At 35.0% G+C, this 18,803-nt stretch carries 13 protein-coding genes and 1 tRNA gene; 7 read left to right on the forward strand and 7 right to left on the reverse strand.

Annotated elements, in window-relative coordinates; genetic code table 11:
• Nucleotides 1–98: 98 nt before the first annotated feature.
• The 5 genes from ilvC to GQ40_RS16335 all read right to left on the reverse strand — a co-directional run bounded on the left by ilvC (nucleotide 99) and on the right by GQ40_RS16335 (nucleotide 6,059).
• Nucleotides 99–1,598, reverse strand: a complete 1,500-nt coding sequence (gene ilvC, locus GQ40_RS16315; protein ID WP_047550860.1) for a ketol-acid reductoisomerase — start codon at nucleotides 1,596–1,598, stop codon at nucleotides 99–101.
• A 13-nt stretch (nucleotides 1,599–1,611) separates the two neighbouring features.
• Nucleotides 1,612–2,142: an acetolactate synthase small subunit gene (gene ilvN / locus GQ40_RS16320; RefSeq protein ID WP_047550862.1), complete on the reverse strand. Its 531-nt coding sequence runs from the start codon at nucleotides 2,140–2,142 to the stop codon at nucleotides 1,612–1,614.
• Between the two features lies 1 nt (nucleotide 2,143).
• A complete protein-coding gene (gene ilvB / locus GQ40_RS16325) occupies nucleotides 2,144–3,880 on the reverse strand; it encodes a biosynthetic-type acetolactate synthase large subunit (protein ID WP_047552109.1) in 1,737 nt (578 codons plus the stop codon).
• A gap of 16 nt (nucleotides 3,881–3,896) precedes the next feature.
• On the reverse strand, nucleotides 3,897–5,576 hold the full coding sequence (ilvD, locus tag GQ40_RS16330) for a dihydroxy-acid dehydratase (RefSeq protein WP_047550867.1): 1,680 nt from the start codon (nucleotides 5,574–5,576) through the stop codon (nucleotides 3,897–3,899).
• Nucleotides 5,577–5,983: 407 nt separating this feature from the next.
• Nucleotides 5,984–6,059: transfer RNA gene (locus GQ40_RS16335), tRNA-Phe, on the reverse strand.
• A 190-nt stretch (nucleotides 6,060–6,249) separates the two neighbouring features.
• Between GQ40_RS16335 and GQ40_RS16340 the strand changes: the two genes are divergently transcribed.
• The 6 genes from GQ40_RS16340 to GQ40_RS16370 all read left to right on the forward strand — a co-directional run bounded on the left by GQ40_RS16340 (nucleotide 6,250) and on the right by GQ40_RS16370 (nucleotide 14,110).
• Nucleotides 6,250–6,978 carry a type III pantothenate kinase gene (locus GQ40_RS16340; protein ID WP_047550870.1) on the forward strand — a complete coding sequence of 243 codons (729 nt, stop codon included), beginning with the start codon at nucleotides 6,250–6,252 and terminating at the stop codon, nucleotides 6,976–6,978.
• On the forward strand, nucleotides 6,978–8,282 hold the full coding sequence (locus GQ40_RS16345) for an outer membrane protein transport protein (protein WP_047550873.1): 1,305 nt from the start codon (nucleotides 6,978–6,980) through the stop codon (nucleotides 8,280–8,282). Before GQ40_RS16340 ends, GQ40_RS16345 begins: the two co-directional genes overlap by 1 nt.
• Before the next feature lie 16 nt (nucleotides 8,283–8,298).
• Nucleotides 8,299–9,681 carry a tetratricopeptide repeat protein gene (locus tag GQ40_RS16350; RefSeq protein WP_047550876.1) on the forward strand — a complete coding sequence of 461 codons (1,383 nt, stop codon included), beginning with the start codon at nucleotides 8,299–8,301 and terminating at the stop codon, nucleotides 9,679–9,681.
• Nucleotides 9,682–10,251, forward strand: a complete 570-nt coding sequence (gene lptC, locus GQ40_RS16355; RefSeq protein WP_047550878.1) for an LPS export ABC transporter periplasmic protein LptC — start codon at nucleotides 9,682–9,684, stop codon at nucleotides 10,249–10,251. It begins immediately after the preceding gene.
• Nucleotides 10,252–10,489: 238 nt separating this feature from the next.
• Nucleotides 10,490–11,779, forward strand: a complete 1,290-nt coding sequence (locus GQ40_RS16365; protein ID WP_047550884.1) for a hemolysin family protein — start codon at nucleotides 10,490–10,492, stop codon at nucleotides 11,777–11,779.
• A gap of 171 nt (nucleotides 11,780–11,950) precedes the next feature.
• A complete protein-coding gene (locus GQ40_RS16370; protein ID WP_047550887.1) occupies nucleotides 11,951–14,110 on the forward strand; it encodes a SurA N-terminal domain-containing protein in 2,160 nt (719 codons plus the stop codon).
• Nucleotides 14,111–14,161: 51 nt separating this feature from the next.
• On the opposite strand, the gene GQ40_RS16375 is transcribed toward GQ40_RS16370, so the two are convergent.
• Together GQ40_RS16375 and GQ40_RS16380 are read right to left on the reverse strand one after the other, a co-directional pair.
• Entirely contained in the window at nucleotides 14,162–15,076 is a 915-nt protein-coding gene (locus tag GQ40_RS16375) for a GYDIA family GHMP kinase (protein ID WP_047550891.1), read from the reverse strand.
• Nucleotides 15,077–16,393 (reverse strand): hydroxymethylglutaryl-CoA reductase, degradative, encoded by a 1,317-nt coding sequence (locus GQ40_RS16380; RefSeq protein ID WP_047550894.1) that lies wholly within the window; start codon nucleotides 16,391–16,393, stop codon nucleotides 15,077–15,079.
• Between the two features lie 177 nt (nucleotides 16,394–16,570).
• Between GQ40_RS16380 and GQ40_RS16385 the strand changes: the two genes are divergently transcribed.
• A complete protein-coding gene (locus GQ40_RS16385; protein WP_047552111.1) occupies nucleotides 16,571–18,766 on the forward strand; it encodes a S9 family peptidase in 2,196 nt (731 codons plus the stop codon).
• The last annotated feature ends 37 nt before the right edge of the window (nucleotides 18,767–18,803 follow it).

Genomic DNA, 18,803 nt, shown 5'->3' on the forward strand with positions numbered 1-18,803 from the left:
TGGGATATTTTAACTGCGCACAGTATGACGATATTTTAAAAGACATAATTGCGCGAAGTTTTATTATTCTGGATTCCTGCTTGTGCAGGAATGACAAACTATACTAAAACAGTGTCTTTTACGTCTTCAGTCTTAATTACTTTCATGGCTGTCATTGCAGCTCTTAAACGTTTGCCTACAACTTCTATTGGATGATTTCTAATAGCATCATTTACAGCAATTAGTTCGATATTATCAACTCCATTTTCCGAAGAAAAAGAGGTTCCAATACTATTTGTATCTACTGTTTTCATAAAATCTGTCAACAATGGCTTACAGGCATGGTCAAATAAATAGCAACCATACTCCGCAGTATCAGAAATGACGCGGTTCATTTCATAGAGTTTTTTCCTTGCGATTGTGTTTGCAATTAATGGCAGTTCGTGGAGTGATTCGTAATAAGCAGAATCTTCAATAATTCCTGCACTTACCATAGTTTCGAACGCTAACTCTACACCAGATTTCACGAATGCGACCAGCAAAACGCCATGGTCAAAATATTCTTGTTCAGCAATATGATTAGGTGTTAGAGCGGTTTTCTCAAATGCAGTTTCACCGGTTGCAGCTCTCCATTTTAAAAGGTTGACATCGTCATTTGCCCAATCTTGCATCATTGTTTTTGAGAAATGACCAGAAATGATATCATCCATATGTTTTTCAAATAATGGACGCATAATATCTTTTAATTCTTCGGAAAGCTGAAAAGCTTCAATTTTAGCTGGATTAGATAAGCGGTCCATCATATTGGTGATGCCTCCATGCTTTAAAGCCTCAGTAATGGTTTCCCAACCGTACTGAATGAGTTTTGCTGCATAATCTGCCTCAATCCCTTCCTCGACCATTTTATCGAACGAGAGAATTGCACCTGTTTGAAGTAAACCGCAAAGTATCGTTTGCTCTCCCATTAAATCACTTTTTACTTCGGCAATAAATGACGATTCTAAAACACCAGCACGATGTCCACCCGTTGCAGCAGCATATGCTTTTGCCTGAGCCCATCCTTTATTTTCTGGGTCATTTTCTGGGTGCACAGCAATTAAGGTTGGCACGCCAAAACCACGTTTGTATTCTTCTCTAACTTCTGTTCCTGGACATTTTGGCGCTACCATAATTACCGTTAAATCCTCACGGATTTTCGTTCCTTCTTCAACAATATTAAATCCATGAGAGTAACTTAAGGTTGCGCCTTTTTTCATTAAGGGCATTACAGATTTTACAACATTTGTATGTTGCTTATCTGGTGTTAGGTTTAGAACCAAATCTGCAGTAGGAATCAAATCCTCATAAGTGCCAACAGTAAACCCGTTATCGGTAGCGTTTTTATAAGAGTCACGTTTTTGGCCAATCGCAGCTTGACGTAAAGCGTATGAAATATCCAATCCAGAATCCCTCATGTTTAGACCTTGATTTAATCCTTGCGCACCACAGCCTACGATAACGATTTTCTTTCCGGTTAGTTCGTTCACGCCATCTTCAAATTCCGAAGCATCCATAAAACGACACTTTCCTAATTGGTCTAATTGTTCCCTTAATGGTAATGTGTTAAAATAATTTGACATTTTTATATTCTTTTTAATGTTGCAACGCTTTAAGCATTGTTGATATTTTCATTTCATCTTTAGTGACTGCAATACGTCCAGAACGGGTAAATTGCATGATCCCAAAAACAGTTAGTTCTCTATGTAATAAATCTATTTCTTCTTTTTTGCCAGACTTTTCAATAACAAAAAACTCTTTGTTGACTGTAACAATTCTAGCATTGCTTTCTTTTATGATATTTTGGATTTGACGCTCGTCAAACAATAAATCTGACTTAATTTTAAACATACAGGATTCTTGATAGATGGTCTCATCTTCCGTATGGTAAAACGCTTTTATGACCTCGACCTGTTTCTCTATTTGACCGATTATTTTTTTCATTCGTTCTTCGGAAAGTTGGACGAGAATGGTCCATTTAGACACATTTTCAATTTCAGAAACCGAAGAGTTAATACTTTCGATGTTAATATGTCGTCTTTGGAAAATTGCCGAAATACGGTTTAATAACCCTATGTTGTTTTCAGTATAAATAGATACCGTATATATTTGTTTTTCTTGACTCATATTATTCTAATCTTATTTCTGAAACACTTGCTCCTGTTGGGATCATTGGGAAAACATTATCTTCTTTCTCTACTCTTACTTCTAAAAAATAAGGACCTTCACAATCCATCATTTCTTTAACAGCAGCTTTTAAATCTTTTCGTTCTGTCACTTTTTTGGCATCGATGTAATAGCCTTTTGCAATAGCCACAAAATCTGGATTTACCATTTCCGTAGAAGCATAGCGCTTATCAAAAAATAGTTGTTGCCACTGGCGAACCATCCCAAGAAATTCATTGTTTAGAACCACGATTTTCACTGGTACTTTCTGCTGAAAAATAGTACCTAATTCTTGAATGGTCATTTGGTAGCCACCATCTCCAATAATAGCGACGACTTCTCGATCTGGAGCTGCCATTTTAGCGCCAATAGCTGCAGGTAGTGCGAAACCCATAGTGCCTAATCCACCAGAGGTAATATTACTTTTGCTCTTTTTGAAATCTGCATAACGACAGGCAATCATTTGGTGTTGACCAACATCACTTACTATAGCAGCTTCACCTTTGGTTTGAATGTTTATTTCTTTTAAGACTTCTCCCATAGTTAGGCCTTCCTTTGTTGGGTTTAAGTCGTTATTGATAACTTTTTCGTATTCAATTTTATATAAATCCTTAAATTTTTGATGCCATGCTTCGTGTTTGTTTTCATTTAACAAAGGCAATAATGCTTTCAGGCTTGCTTTAGCATCACCAAGAACTGCGACATCTGTTTTAACGTTTTTATCTATTTCGGCAGGATCAATCTCAAAGTGAATGATTTTAGCTTGTTTAGCATATGATGCTAAATTTCCTGTAACACGATCATCAAAACGCATCCCAATTGCTATCAATACATCACATTGATTGGTTAGTACATTTGGCGCATAGTTACCGTGCATTCCAACCATGCCGATATTTAAATCATGAGATGTTGGTAAAGCAGAAGCTCCCAAGATAGTCCATGCAGATGGGATTCCAGCTTTTTCAACGACTGCTTTGAACTCTTCTTCAGCTTCGCTTAAAATAACGCCTTGTCCCCAAACTATCATTGGTTGTTTTGCATTGTTTATAAGCTCTGCAGCTTCTTTAAGAGAATCTATATCGGTATCTGGAACAGGTTTGTAACTTCTTACGCCTTTACATTTTTCATACTTAAAGTCAAATTCTTCAAACTGTGCATCTTTTGTGATGTCAACCAAAACAGGACCTGGTCTTCCGCTTTTTGCGATGTAAAACGCTTTAGCTATGGCTTCTGGGATTTGCGAAGCTTCGGTAATTTGACAATTCCATTTAGTAACAGGTGTTGAGATACCAACAATATCGGTTTCTTGAAATGCATCGCTGCCCAATAAATGAGAAGCTACTTGACCTGTAATGCAGACCATTGGTGTAGAATCTATTTGAGCATCTGCAATTCCAGTAATTAGATTTGTGGCTCCAGGACCCGAAGTCGCCATTGCAACTCCAACTTTCCCTGAAATTCTTGCATACCCTTGCGCAGCATGAGTTGCGCCTTGCTCATGACGTGTAAGCACATGGTGAATTTTATTTCGGTACTTATAAAGCTCATCATAAACAGGCATAATTGCACCTCCAGGATATCCATAAAGAATATCGACACCTTCTGCCAACAAACATTTGATGATGGCTTCACTACCAGAAATACGTTCTGTTTTGGATTCTTTTTCTTTTTGTTTATTTATAGTTTGAGTTTCTTTCATATACTCGTTTTTCTTATTAAAATTCATCGGTAACACATCCTTTTGAAGCAGACGACACTGTTTTTGCATATTTATAGAGAACCCCTCGTTCAAATTTGAGTACTGGAGCTTTCCATTTTACTTTTCTTTCTTTTAGTTCTTCTTCGGAAATATCAACCGAAATGGTATTGCTATCTGCATCAATAGTAATGATGTCTCCATCTTTGACAAGAGCGATTGTGCCTCCTTCTTGAGCTTCTGGTGTAATATGACCTACGACAAAACCGTGGGTTCCTCCAGAAAATCTTCCGTCTGTAATCAATGCCACATCCTTTCCTAAACCAGCTCCCATAATGGCTGCGGTAGGTTTTAGCATTTCTGGCATGCCTGGACCTCCTTTTGGTCCTTCATAGCGAATAACCACGACATCGCCTTTTTCTACTTTACCATCACGAATGCCATCATTTGCAGCATATTCTCCTTCAAACACTTTAGCTTTTCCTTGAAAACGCAAGCCTTCTTTTCCTGTTATTTTAGCTACAGAACCTTCGGTTGCTAAATTTCCGTAGAGCATTCTTAGATGCCCTGAGATTTTGATTGGGTCTTCGATTGATTTTATAACGTCTTGCCCTTCTTTTAAATCGTTGACATCTAATAAGTTTTCAGCTATGGTTTTCCCGGTAACGGTTAAACAATCGCCATGAATGAGGCCTTTTTTCAGAAGATACTTTAAAACTGCAGGAATTCCGCCAACAGCGTGAACGTCTTCCATTAGATATTTTCCGCTAGGTTTTAAATCAGCTAAAAAAGGAGTATTGTCACTTATATCCTGAAAATCTTTAAGTGTGAAATCTATTTGGGCAGCTCTTGCAATTGCCAAAAAATGTAATACTGCATTGGTAGAGCCTCCAAGAATTGTAACTAAACGAACTGCATTTTCTAATGATTTTCTAGTAATTATATCTGACGGTTTTATGTCTTTTTCTAATAAGATCCTTAATGCTTCACCAGCTTTTACAGATTCTGTTTTTTTAGCATCGCTCAACGCAGGGTTTGATGAATTAAACGGTAAGGTCATGCCCAAAGCTTCAATTGCAGAAGCCATTGTGTTAGCAGTGTACATGCCACCACAAGCTCCAGCTCCAGGACATGCTTTTTCTAAAATGTTCTGGTATTCGGTTTCGTCCATTGTACCAGCAACTTTGCTTCCCCAAGCTTCAAATGCAGAAACTACGTCTAACTTTTTACCATTGTGGCATCCCGAATCTATGGTTCCGCCATAAACTAAAATACTTGGTCTATTTAGCCTTATCATTGCCATTAAAGCACCTGGCATATTTTTGTCGCAACCAACAACTGTAATCAGTCCATCGTAACTCATGGCTTGCACGACAGTTTCCATAGAATCTGCAATGATATCACGAGATGGTAGCGAATAGCGCATTCCTGGTGTTCCCATTGAGATACCGTCACTTACGCCAATGGTGTTAAAAATTAATCCTACGATATCTTCATTTTTGGTGCCTTCCTTAACCAGTTTTGCTAAATCGTTAAGGTGCATATTACATGGGTTGCCCTCGTATCCCGTGCTTGCAATGCCTATTATTGGTTTGTAAAAATCTTCTTTGGTTAATCCAATGGCATGAAGCATGGCTTGCGCTGCAGGTTGAGATGGATCTTGTGTAACGGTTTTACTGTACTTGTTTAGTTGGTTCATAGTTGTATTTGCTAAAACTAAATTACTTTTTTGGCTTATATTAACTAATTTTAATCTTTGTTTATAGCTAAACTCAATAGTGTAAACAGTTAATTAAATTATTGAATATCAATAAACTACATATTGATTTGTATGATGTTCAATAGCGTTAAAATTTTTAATAAAAAAAGCCTTCCAGTTTAAGGAAGGCTAAAAGTTATGTCTACAATTATCATAGCATTCCCTAGTGTCGTGAAATAATTGCGACAATAGAAATAGGAATGATATTAATAATTGAGGTATTCATTATTAATTCAAATATTGAAAAACTAAATTAAAAACACAAATTATTAGCAGTGGAAAATATTAAGATGATGCTTTTTACCATAAAAACCAAAAAACTCGATTCAAATGAATCGAGTTTTTAGTGGTGGTGCCTCCAGGAATCGAACCAGGGACACAAGGATTTTCAGTCCTTTGCTCTACCAACTGAGCTAAGGCACCAATTGCTTAATAAAGCGGATGCAAATATAGAGTCATTTTTATTATTCACAAAAATAAATATTAAAAATTTAGATAATTATTTTCATTAGGCGCCAAATCTCTGTGTTTCAGTAAAATTATGTTATAATTAGGTTAATTGCCATTCTATTTTGAAACTTCATTTCGTAGTTTTAACATTTTAAACCTTATTATGAATTTAATTATTGATGTTGGCAACACATATGTGAAGTTCGCTGTGTTTGACAAAGATAAGCTCAAAGAAAGAGTTGTCGCTAATTATGATGTATTCAGTGATACTGCTAATGAGGTCTTAAATAAATACCCTAAAATCGATAAAGCCATTATTTCTTCCGTAGGAAAATTGAAAACTTCACAAATTACGTCTCTTAGAAAGAGGGTTAATGTGATTGAACTTTCGCACAATCTTAAATTGCCTTTTGATAATTTATATGCCACACCAAAAACTTTGGGAGTAGATCGTATAGCTTTGGTAAGTGCTGCTGTAGAACAATTTCCGAAGAAAAATGTACTTATAATTGATGCAGGTACATGTATTACCTATGATTTTGTAAACACAAAAAACCAATATTTGGGAGGCGCAATCTCTCCAGGAATTCGCTTACGTTATAGAACCCTCAATAATTTAACAGCTAATCTACCGTTACTGGAGACGCAAATGCCTAAAAACATTTTAGGGGATTCTACCCAAAGCTCAATACACTCGGGTGTTGTCTTTGGAGTACTCAAAGAAATGGATGGTGTGATCGATGATTATGTTAAAAAATATTCAGATTTAACAGTTATTTTAACAGGAGGAGATACCAAATTCTTGTCAAACCAATTAAAAAATAGCATATTTGCCAACTCAAATTTTCTTTTAGAAGGTTTGAATTTTATTTTAGAATATAACTCACAATAATGATAAAAAAACTTGTAATAGTTTTAGTCGCTTTTTTTGCAACACAATCGTACGCGCAAGAGGGTACAGCTTCTCCATATTCTTTCTACGGAATTGGAAGCTTAAAGTTTAAAGGCACAGTTGAAAACAGAAGTATGGGTGGATTGAGCATCTATACAGATAGTATACATGTTAACCTTAGAAATCCTGCTGCTTACGCTGGTTCAAACCTTAAAATTTGGAATAACGAAAACCGTCCCGTAAAATTCTCGGTAGGCGCAAGCAATAATAGCATAACCTTAAAAGCAAATTCCGGAGAAGCAGAGGTAAGCACCACAACTTTTGATTATCTAGCGCTTTCATTGCCTTTGGGCAAGTTTGGCTTTGGTGTTGGTTTAGTTCCATATACCTCGGTTGGCTACAAATTGGAAGACACTGATGCGGATATGATTTTAAATAGATATAGTGGTCAAGGAGGTGTAAACAGAGCTTTTGCAGGATTTGGTTATAGAATTACAGATAAGCTAAGTGCTGGAATTGATATGAATTATAACTTCGGAAATATCCAAAACAGCGCCATAGAGTTCGTTTATGATTCCGAAGGAAATCTAGTTCAATACCAATCTAGAGAAAATAACAGATCAGATTTAAGTGGTTTAAACTTTAATATAGGTTTAAACTATAAAACGATGATCAATGAAAAATTAGAGCTCCAGGCTGGGTTAACGTATTCGCCAAAGAGCGATTTGTCATCTTTAAATGAGCGCTCGTTCTCTACAATAGTGATCAGTGCGCAAACAGGACAAGAATTTGTAATCAATCAAATTGATGCAGATTTAGAGTCACAAGGTCTTGATGAAACAGATTTGACCTTGCCATCAAGATTTTCATTTGGTGCAGGTATTGGAGCTCCGAGAAAATGGTTTTTAGGTGCAGAATATACGAGACAAAACACAAGTGAATTTTCAAACCCTATAGTTTCAATAGAAAATGCTAATTTTGTAAACGCTTCAAATATATCTATTGGAGGTTTTTATATACCAGACTATAATTCTTTTGGAAGTTATTGGAAACGAGCAACCTATAGAGCTGGATTGCACGTGGAGAATACTGGATTAGAAATCAATAATGAGACGATAAGAGAGTTTGGCATGTCTTTTGGAGTAGGTCTACCAGTCGGGAATATGTTTTCAAATGCAAACCTTGGTATTGAGTTCGGGAGAAGAGGAACAACAAACCAAAATCTCATTCAAGAAAACTTTTTCAGATTACAATTTAGTCTATCATTAAATGATAGATGGTTTGAAAAAAGAAAATATAACTAACGTAAAATAAAACAAGATGAAAACGAAATTCACATTAATCATGGCAGCTTTGTTATTGGTGACAAACTTTGGGTTTGCTCAGCAAGATGAAGAATGTATGCTTAACTTAACATTGATGAACGATTATGTTAAGAGCAAAAAATTTGACGAAGCTTATGAGCCTTGGATGAAGGTTAGAAATAAGTGCCCTAAATTTAATATCGCTATTTACAAGTATGGTGAGAAAATTTTAGATCATAAAATTGAAAATTCAACCGGAGCAGATAAAACTGCTTTTATAAATGATTACATGTTGTTATTGGATGGGGCTGGAGAACATTTCTCCAGTAAATATTCAAAAGGTGAAATAGAAGAGCAAAAAGCGCTATTAATGTATGAGAGCCAAAAAGAATTAGGCCTTACAGATATGCAAATCTATGATGCTTTTGATAACGTTTTCAAAAACTATAGAGACGATTTTGAGAGCACTAAAGGCTTATATGTCTATTTTACAAAAACGGTAGATTTATTTAAAGCGGGTGAATTTGAACTACAAAAAGTGTTTAATACGTATGACGATGTTAATGATAGATTGGATGAGCTCAATGCTAGTTATGCTAAAGATTTGAATAAGTTGCTAGAGAAAGAAGAGGCAGGTACAGCTTTAACAAAAACTGAAGGGAAATACAAGCCTTACTACCAAGCTAAGTTAGAAGCTAACGATAAAATATCTGGAAGTTTAGATGCTTACATTGGTGACTTGGCAAATTGTGAAAACCTAATTCCATTATATAAGAAGGATTTTGAGAACAACAGAAATGATGGCGAGTGGTTAAAAAGAGCTGTAAGCAAGATGTACAATAAAGAGTGTACTGATGACCCTTTATATGTTGAATTGGTGAAGGCTTATGATCAAACAGACCCTTCTGCAGAATCAAAATACTTTGTTTACACTGTATTACGTGACCAAGGAAACAACAGTGAAGCAGATAAGTATTTAAAAGAGTCTTACAACTTACAAACAGATCCTATTAAAAAAGCTAGAATGGCTAAAAGAACTGCAAACGATTTGAAAAAGAGAGGAAGCTACAGTTCTGCTAGAAATTACTATAGAGAAGCATTAAAATTAAATCCATCTGATGGTACTCCACACTTATACATCGCATCTATGTATGCACAAAGTGCTAATGATTGTGGTACAGACAGTTTTAATAAAAGAGCAGTATTCTGGTATGCAGCTCAAGAAGCTAGAAGAGCAGGTCAAGTTGATCCAGGATTAGCAAGTAATGCTTCAAAAGCAGCAGCATCATACGAAGGTAACGCGCCTACAAAGTCTGAGATTTTCTCTCAAAATATGGCTGGAAAAACAATTAACATTGGATGTTGGATTGGTGGTAGCGTTAAAGTGCCAAATCTATAAATGAAAATAAATAGTTTACATATAAAAACTTACATAGTCACAACATTTGTTGTGACTATGTTTTTTTCATGTGATAACAACTTTAAAGAGGTCCAGCAAATTGGTGTGCTTCAAAACCAGCCTATTGGCGAAGCAAAAAACATCAACCTTAAATACACAGAGGCGGAAGATTCTATAGGTCGCATCGTTGCAAATCTAGAAAGCCCTAAAATGCTGGATTATTCTAATAGAGATTTTTCATTTTCAGAGTTTCCAGATGGATTACGGTTATCATTGTATGATGAGAATAATCAAAAAAATATAGTTTTGGCAGATTATGGTATTGTTTACAATGCAACAGATTTAATTGATCTTCAAGGAAATGTTATTTTAATCACTCCTCAAAAAGATAGCTTATTTGCAGAGCAAATGTATTACGACCAAAAGCGCGAATGGCTATTTTCTAATTTACCAGTGCGTTTAAAATCGGCAACAGCAAATAATGGTCATGGTGATATTTTTGATTCGGACACCAAATTTAAAAACTACACAATTTTAGAAGGACGTGGAGATATGATATTAAAAGATTAAAGTTTCGTAAAACATCTTTATCTTTGTGTCTTAATTTTCAAACTTGTACATGAAAGTCCTCAAGATTTTTCAATATTTATATCTTTTTTTCGCAGTCTTATTTATTTATGATGGTTTTACCAGTTTAGGCGAAGAAGGTAATAGGTCAATCATCTCATTTGTTTTTGCTGGTCTAGCAATATTCATGTTTTTCTTTAGAAAGAAATTTAGAAATAAATTCGAAAACAGAAACTAATACATGGATTTTAGCATCATAATCATTATTGTAATGTTATTGCTTTCGGCTTTTTTCTCCGGAATGGAAATCGCTTATGTCTCCTCAAACAAAATCCACATAGAAATTGAGAAAAAACAAGGCGATTTTCTAGCTAATATCTTAACGAGACTTACTGCAAAACCGTCCAAATTTATAGCCACAATGCTAATTGGCAACAATATAGCTTTGGTAATTTATGGTTTTGTAATGGGAGATGTGTTGGTAAGTTGGTTTCAATCTATGCTGCCCTCAAATTATACGATAATAACGTATTTATTAAGCGATTTGAGTTTGCTTACCCAAACCATTATCTCAACGATAATTATATTATTTACTGCGGAATTTCTACCAAAGGTATTCTTTCAAATCTATGCCAATTCATTCTTAAAGATCTTTGCTTTCCCAGCGTATATGTTCTATTTGCTGTTTTGGTTCTTGTCCTATTTTATAATTACCATTTCAGATATTATCTTGAAACGTTTTTTTAAAACTGAAGGTGACGACGTGCAACTGGCCATGACTAAAGTTGAGCTTGGAAACTATATTAGTGAGCAAATGGAATCTGTTGAAGAGCACGACGAGGTAGATAGCGAAATACAGATTTTTCAGAATGCGCTAGAATTTTCCGAAGTAAAAGCTCGTGAAGTTATGATACCGCGAACAGAGATTACTGCTGTAGAAGTAAAAAATTCCATAGAAAATGTAAGTGCTATTTTTATTGAATCTGGTTTATCAAAAATTCTAGTTTACAAAGAAAGTATAGACGATATTTTAGGCTACGTACATTCATTTGAGCTCTTTAAAAAGCCAACATCAATTAAATCTATAGTGATGCCAGTGGTATATGTGCCAGCTACTATGTTGGTCAAGGATGTGCTAAATATTTTGACTAAAAAGCGGAAAAGTATGGCTGTTGTTATTGATGAGTATGGAGGTACAGCAGGAATTATGACCATTGAGGATATTGTTGAAGAGCTTGTTGGGGAGATTGAGGATGAGCACGATAGCGTAGCTTTAATTGAAGAAAAATTAGAAATTAATAAGTATAAGTTTTCTGCAAGATTAGAGGTTGACTACCTAAACGAAACTTATAAACTCAATTTGCCAGATGGCGAAAATTATGAGACTTTAGGTGGTCTTATTGTTGACGAAACAGAGCAAATCCCACAGGTAAACGATCAAATTATTATTGGAAATATAAAATTCACAATACTAGAAGTGTCTTCTACAAAAATAGATGTTGTGATCCTACAGGTTATTGATTTAGATTAAACCTAGTTATTGAGTGACTGGTAGTGTTTGATCTACGGTCACATTTCTCGCTTTTAATACACATTCGATGAAACCCATTAAAATTCGGTAATAAAAACATACATCTACTTTTATTATTTGATAGAAAATGGTATTTTCGCCCACTTATTATTCGATAAATTATACAATATAATGGCAGTTTTAAATAAAATTAGACAACGCTCACTTTTTTTGATCTTCATCATCGCGATGGCGTTATTTGCATTTGTACTTACAGATCTTTTTAGAAATAGTGATGCTCTGTTTGGAGCTTCACAAGATGTCGTTGCTACTGTAAATGGTAAAAACATCAATAGAGAGGAGTTTATGTCTAGGGTAGAAAGCATGCAGAGGCAGTTAGGCCCAAATGCGACTTCTACACAGGCAATGAATAGAGTTTATGATCAAGAAGTGCGTCGTGAGGTCATGAATACTCAGTTTGACGAACTAGGTCTTACTGTTGAGCAAGACCAAATGAAAGATTTATTGGAACAAAGTTTTTCATCATATCCAGAATTTCAAAATGAAGCTGGGCTTTTTGATGAAAACAAATTAACAGAGTTTGTGGCAAACTTAAAAGCGATATACCCTGAACCTGCTGTTTTAGGTAACTTTCAGTTGACTTATGATGATTGGGTTAATAATGAAAAATCTATTGCTGTAGGTGCTCAAGAGAGAGCATATTATAATATGGTTAAAGCTGGAGTTAATGCAACATTGAATGAAGGTGAGGTTGATTATTTCTTAGAAAATTCTACTAGAGACATTAGATACATACAAATACCTTACTCTACTATAAACGATAGTTTGGTAGAAGTTACTAAAGGGGATATTAAGGATTATATTAACAATAATAAAAAGAAATTTGAGGTAGACGCATCTCGTGATATTGTTTATGTTGAATTTAAAGAAGAGCCAAGTTTAGATGATGAAAATAATCTAAAAAGCGATTTTGACAGTTTCATAAACGGTAAAGCTGTTTTTGAAAATGGTAAAAATGATACCATCAGAGCGTTTAGAAATGTGAAAGCTTCAGACTTAGAAACATATGTGAGCTATACAGCAGCTTCAGATCAGCCTTATGTAAACGATTTCGTAAAGAAATCAGCTTTACCAGCAGTAGTTGCAGACACGTTGTATAATCTAAATGTAGGAGACGTATATGGTCCGTATAAAGACGGGAATACGATGAAATTGACTAGAATGGTGGCTACAAAACAAATGCCAGATTCAGCTAAAGTACGTCATATATTGATTCCTCATATTGGAGCTTCCAGTGCAGGTGCAGATGTTACAAAGACAGTTGAACAGGCTAAAAAGACTGCAGATAGCGCATTGGCAATAGTAAAAGCAAATCGTTCTAAATTTCCAGAATTAGTGACTGCATTGTCATCAGATCAAGGGAGTGTTGATAAAGGCGGTGTTTATGATTTTCATCCAAGTACACAAATGGTTAAGCCATTTAGTGAATATGAATTTAGTAACAATGTTGGGGATATTGGTGTTGTTAAAACACAATTTGGTTTCCATGTTATTGAAATATTAGATCAAAAAGGATCTTCAAAAGCGGTAAAAGTTGCAACAATTTCAAGAACTATTGAACCATCAACAGAAACCATAGATAATGTATTTACTGAAGCTTCAAAATTTGAGCTCGCTATACAGGACGGTGATTTTCAAGAGGCAGCTAAGGAGCGTAATCTTACAGTTAAACCAGTAAACGGAATTAAAGTTTTAGACGAACAAATTCCAGGTTTAGCAAGCCAAAGACCTTTAGTGCGTTGGGCTTTTGAAGATGGAACTAAAGTTGGAGACTTCAAGCGTTTTACAATTCCTGGCGGAGGCTATGTTGTGGCTCAAGTAACCAAAATCAGTGAAAAAGGAACTATGGATCCTGAAACTGCATCAGCTTCAGTATTAAGTGATATAAGAAAAGAGAAAAAAGCGAAAATGATTCGTGAAAAAGTCTCAGGCACAACAATTGATGAAGTTTCTAAAAACCAATCAAGACCAACAGGTAACTCGGTTGCTGTAAATATGAAAAACCCTACGCTAACAGGAGCTGGATTAGAGCCTAAAGTAGTTGGTGTGGCATTTGGTTTAAATGAAGGTGAGACTTCTGGATTGATTGATGGCGATAGAGGTGTATTTATGGTATCGGTTTCTAACGTTCAAGAAGCAACAAAACTTGATAACTATCAATCTATTGCTAACCGTTTAAGTACCGCTCGTTCAAGTGCAGCGCAAACTAAAGTGTATAACGCTTTAAAGGAAACTGCAGATATTGAAGATAACAGAGCTAATTTCTATTAAGATTTAGCAACACATTATAATTAAAAAAGCTTCGCAAATTGCGAAGCTTTTTTAATTTTTGACCATTTTAGAAAAAGTTAAAATGGTATGGTATCCTTTAGATTTAAAATATGTAGTAGGGTCATCTTCGCTAGCTATCATAACAAAATCTCCTCCCCAAGCACCAAGACTTTTTATACTACCTTTAAAATCGCTAAAAAGCATTTTTTTAACTGGTTTCTGTTTTATTACTTCGGAAATGAGTAATTCATGTTGATCCATCAACTTCTGGAAATCAATTAGCGATTCACATTCAATCATACAATCTGTGATATTATTTATTTCAGAAATTGTAGAACTTAAATCCGATGTATTTAAGCGATACTGTTTAATCCCATCGCGACTGTTCTGCTTTTGGTTTAAATGAACAAAATAAATATGGTCTTTAAAAACAGGACTAAAATCTACAGTATTTATAATTTGTTCATTACCCTTTAACTGAAATGTCAAGCTCTTTAGGGCTCTGGCGCAAGCAATATCATAACCGCTACCACCAAAAGTAGCCTCAAGTAATTGATATGGATTTATTTTAGCCCAACTCGCAACATTTGATATTAAAGTGGACGATGTACCAAGTCCCCAGTTTTTCGGGAAACTTAATTTTGTAGTAATAGTATATCCATCTAAATCAGCCAAAAATGTTGAATTAAGTTGCTTTGCTGTATTTAAGATTTGCAATAACCGATTTGAAACTGGATCGTCATTCTTATCTTGTTTCAGAATCTCATTATTTTGCAAACCAAATTCACTTTCAAACCAAACATTTTGAAGTTCATCAAAGCTGGTCCATTTTAATTTGCCAATTTCTCCTTTTTCAATCTGTAATGATTGCCCATAATTTGAGGGTACAGCTAAAGCCTTTGCGCCATCAAGCACAACATATTCTGCAGTTAATAATAATTTTCCTTGACCGTAGAAACTTTTCATTTATTGTCTCAGTTTTTCAATTTCTTCAACAACCGAACTATGAGTTACAGTATGTGTTTTAAAATGCTCAATAAGTGTAACTTTTTCTTCATGAGTGGCCTCAAACTGATTTAGAATATTCATCAAGTGCATTTTCATGTGTCCCTCTTGAATTCCTGTTGTAGTTAAAGAACGAAGCGCTGCGAAATTTTGGGCAAGACCAGCTACAGCGACAATTTGCATTAATTCTTTAGCAGTAGGCTCTCCAAGTAATTCTAAAGCCCATTTAACGAGTGGGTGTAATTTTGTTAATCCGCCAACGGTGCCAAGCGCCAATGGTATTTCCATCCAAAATGTAAAGATGCCATTTTCAACTTTGGCGTGTGTGAGACTTGAGTATTGTCCGTTTTTAGATGCATAAGCATGAACTCCAGCTTCAACCGCTCTAAAATCGTTTCCGGTTGCTAAAACTACAGCATCAATACCGTTCATGATACCTTTGTTATGTGTTACAGCTCTGTAGGGTTCAACTTCGGCAATGTTGACTGCTTGCACAAATTTATGGGCAAACTCTTCTGCGTTGGTAGTTTTCTTTTCGCTTAATTCTTGAACTTTACAGCTAACTTCTGCACGAACAAGACAATTAGGGACGTAATTTGAAAGAATAGACATAATGACTTGAATGTCTTTTTCTTCCGAAGAAAATAAGTTATGATCAAATGCTTCCTCTTTGAGCGTTTTAGCAAAATCCTCTAAACAGGAATTGATGAAATTGGCACCCATGGCATCCAGTGTTTCGAACGTTGCGTGCAATTGGTAGTAATTGTTGAGAAGTCTTGTTTTATTTTTTAGCTGAATATCTAAAATACCACCTCCACGCTTTTCCATATTTTTGGTGAGTGGTTTAGCGCTTTCAATCAATTTTGGTTTTAAGGTTTTGAAAAACTGTTCTAATTTGCTGCTTTCTCCTTTAAACATAAAATGTACTTGACCAATTTTTTCGGTAGCAATTACAGTGGTTTTGAATCCGCCACGATCAAACCAGAATTTAGCAGCTTTACTTGCTGCAGCAACTACAGAGCTTTCTTCTATGGCCATTGGGATGGCATAAACCTTATCATTGATTAAAAAATTTGGCGCAATGCCTAAGGGTAAATAGTAGTTTGTGAGTGTATTTTCAATAAACTCGTCGTGAAGTTGCTGCAGTTTTTTATCGCTATTCCAATATTGTTTGAGAATGTCTTTTGCCGATTGAGAGTTGGTAAAATAAGTGGTGGTAAGCCAATCAATTTTTTCTGATTTTGTTAGTTTGGAGAAACCCGAAATGGTTTTATTCATCTGCTATAGTTTAAGATTGGACACCAAAATATAGTGCCTATTTCAAAACACAAAGATACTACTCTTGGTATTATTATTGATGCCTCACCATATTATTGAGCATTTAACCGACAATAGTTAGTGTTTTTTGCATTATTTTTAGTAAACTTGACATTATTTTATCAAAAAAATAACTACATGAAAATATTAAAATCCTTTGCATTTCTTGCATTATTTGTAACCACCTTAACATCAGCACAAAATAAGGAAATTACACTTGAAGACATATGGAACGGTACCTTTAGAACCGAACGAATGGATGCTTTGCACTCTATGGACAATGGGCAGCAGTATTCGGTTTTAAATTATGAAAACAGAACATCCCAAATAGATATCTATGATTATAAAACATTAAGCAAAGTCAATACTCTTGTAAATTCTAGCGATATCAGTGATATCGATTATTTTACAGATTATACGTTTAGCGATGATGAAACAAAGGTGTTGTTGGCGACTAATGTAGAGTCCATTTTTAGACGCTCAACATTAGGTAAATATTATGTGTATGATACAAAAACGAAGACAACGACTTTAGTTTCCGAAGAAAAAATACAGGAACCTACATTTTCTCCCAACGGAACAAAGATTGCTTACGGTCTAAACAATAATTTGTATGTAAAAGATTTAGCTTCTGGAAACACGAGTCAAATTACTATTGACGGTAAAAAGAATGAGATTATTAATGGAATTACAGACTGGGTTTATGAGGAAGAATTTAGTTTCGTAAGAGCTTTTGAATGGAATGCAGATGGAACAAAAATTGCTTTTATTCGTTTTGATGAAACTAAAGTGCCAGAATTTTCAATGGATGTTTATGGGCAGCAATTATACCAAACACAGCAGGTTTTTAAGTATCCAAAAGCGGGAGAAGTAAATTCCAAAGTGTCATTGCATATCTACGATTTGGCTAACAAAAACACACAGGAAGTAAAACTTGAAAAAGCTTACAGTGATTTTTATATTCCGAGAATTAAATGGACTAATGATGCCAATGTGTTAAGTGCGCAATACATGAACAGACATCAAAATGAGCTCGATTTATGGATGATCAATGCGGAAACTTTAAGCGGAAATTTAGTTTTAGCTGAAAAAGATAAGGCTTACATAGATGTCACTTTTAATTTGACATTTTTAAAAGATAATAGCTTTATCTGGACAAGTGAAACCAATGGGTGGAACCATATATTCCATTACGATAAAAACGGAAAACTAATAAGCCAAGTAACCTCTGGTGATTGGGAAGTGACCGATTACTACGGTTACAACCCAGAAACGAAACGCATTTTTTATCAATCAACCGAAGATGGATCAATCAACCGAAGTGTCTATTCTATTGGTCTTAACGGAAAGAAGAAAGAACGTCTAACAAAAAATACGGGAACAAACTCAGCATCCTTTAGTGCAGACTTTACTTATTTTATCAATTCCTTCTCCAGTGCAACCACACCTCCAGAATATACTTTAAACGATTCAAAAACGGGAAATCTCGTAAAAAGTATAAAGGATAATAGTCAATTATCCGAAAAATTAGGGCAATATAAAACTTCAGAAAAAGAATTTAGTACCATTAATGTTAATGGAAATGACTTAAATATGTGGATGATCAAACCAGCAGATTTTGATGACGATAAAACATATCCTTTATTTATGTATCAATATTCTGGTCCAGGCTCACAAGAAGTGGCCAATACATGGAACAGCGCTAACGATTATTGGTACCAACATTTAGCTCAACAAGGATATATAGTTGCTTGTGTAGATGGTAGAGGTACAGGGTTTAAAGGTGCAGATTTTAAAAAAGTAACTCAAAACGAATTAGGAAAATACGAACTTGAAGATCAAATAGAAGCAGCAAAACAATTAGCAAAACGATCTTATATTGATGAGAATAATATTGGTATTTGGGGTTGGAGCTATGGTGGTTACATGAGTAGTAATGCATTATTTAAAGGCAACGATATCTTTTCTATGGCAATTGCAGTAGCACCAGTTACGAGCTGGAGATTTTATGATTCTATATATACGGAGCGTTATATGACAACTCCTCAGGAAAATGCATCTGGGTATGATGAAAACTCACCAATTAACCATGTAGATAAATTAGAGGGCGATTTCTTGTTGATTCATGGTACAGGTGATGATAATGTTCATGTTCAAAATACAATGCGCATGGTAGAAGCCTTGATTCAAGCCGATAAGCAATTTGAATGGATGATCTATCCAGATAAAAACCACGGTATCTACGGTGGAAACACAAGATTACATCTCTACAAAAAAATGACAAATTTCATCCATGAGAATCTTGGAGAAGATAGAGAGATAGAAAAGAATTAAGAGAAATTAGATATCAAATTTAAAGGATAAAATAACT

The sequence above is a fragment of the Psychroserpens sp. Hel_I_66 genome (assembly GCF_000799465.1).
In the GTDB taxonomy this organism is placed as follows: Bacteria; Bacteroidota; Bacteroidia; order Flavobacteriales; family Flavobacteriaceae; genus Psychroserpens.

Coding starts and splice junctions, on each gene's coding strand:
- GQ40_RS16375 (WP_047550891.1), bottom strand. CDS start 15,076: ATGAAAAGTTTCTACGGTCAAGGAAAATTATTATTAACTGCAGAATAT.
- ilvD (WP_047550867.1), bottom strand. CDS start 5,576: ATGAACCAACTAAACAAGTACAGTAAAACCGTTACACAAGATCCATCT.
- ilvC (WP_047550860.1), bottom strand. CDS start 1,598: ATGTCAAATTATTTTAACACATTACCATTAAGGGAACAATTAGACCAA.
- GQ40_RS16385 (WP_047552111.1), top strand. CDS start 16,571: ATGAAAATATTAAAATCCTTTGCATTTCTTGCATTATTTGTAACCACC.
- GQ40_RS16350 (WP_047550876.1), top strand. CDS start 8,299: ATGAAAACGAAATTCACATTAATCATGGCAGCTTTGTTATTGGTGACA.
- GQ40_RS16365 (WP_047550884.1), top strand. CDS start 10,490: ATGGATTTTAGCATCATAATCATTATTGTAATGTTATTGCTTTCGGCT.
- GQ40_RS16345 (WP_047550873.1), top strand. CDS start 6,978: ATGATAAAAAAACTTGTAATAGTTTTAGTCGCTTTTTTTGCAACACAA.
- GQ40_RS16370 (WP_047550887.1), top strand. CDS start 11,951: ATGGCAGTTTTAAATAAAATTAGACAACGCTCACTTTTTTTGATCTTC.
- GQ40_RS16380 (WP_047550894.1), bottom strand. CDS start 16,393: ATGAATAAAACCATTTCGGGTTTCTCCAAACTAACAAAATCAGAAAAA.
- ilvB (WP_047552109.1), bottom strand. CDS start 3,880: ATGAAAGAAACTCAAACTATAAATAAACAAAAAGAAAAAGAATCCAAA.
- GQ40_RS16340 (WP_047550870.1), top strand. CDS start 6,250: ATGAATTTAATTATTGATGTTGGCAACACATATGTGAAGTTCGCTGTG.
- ilvN (WP_047550862.1), bottom strand. CDS start 2,142: ATGAGTCAAGAAAAACAAATATATACGGTATCTATTTATACTGAAAAC.
- lptC (WP_047550878.1), top strand. CDS start 9,682: ATGAAAATAAATAGTTTACATATAAAAACTTACATAGTCACAACATTT.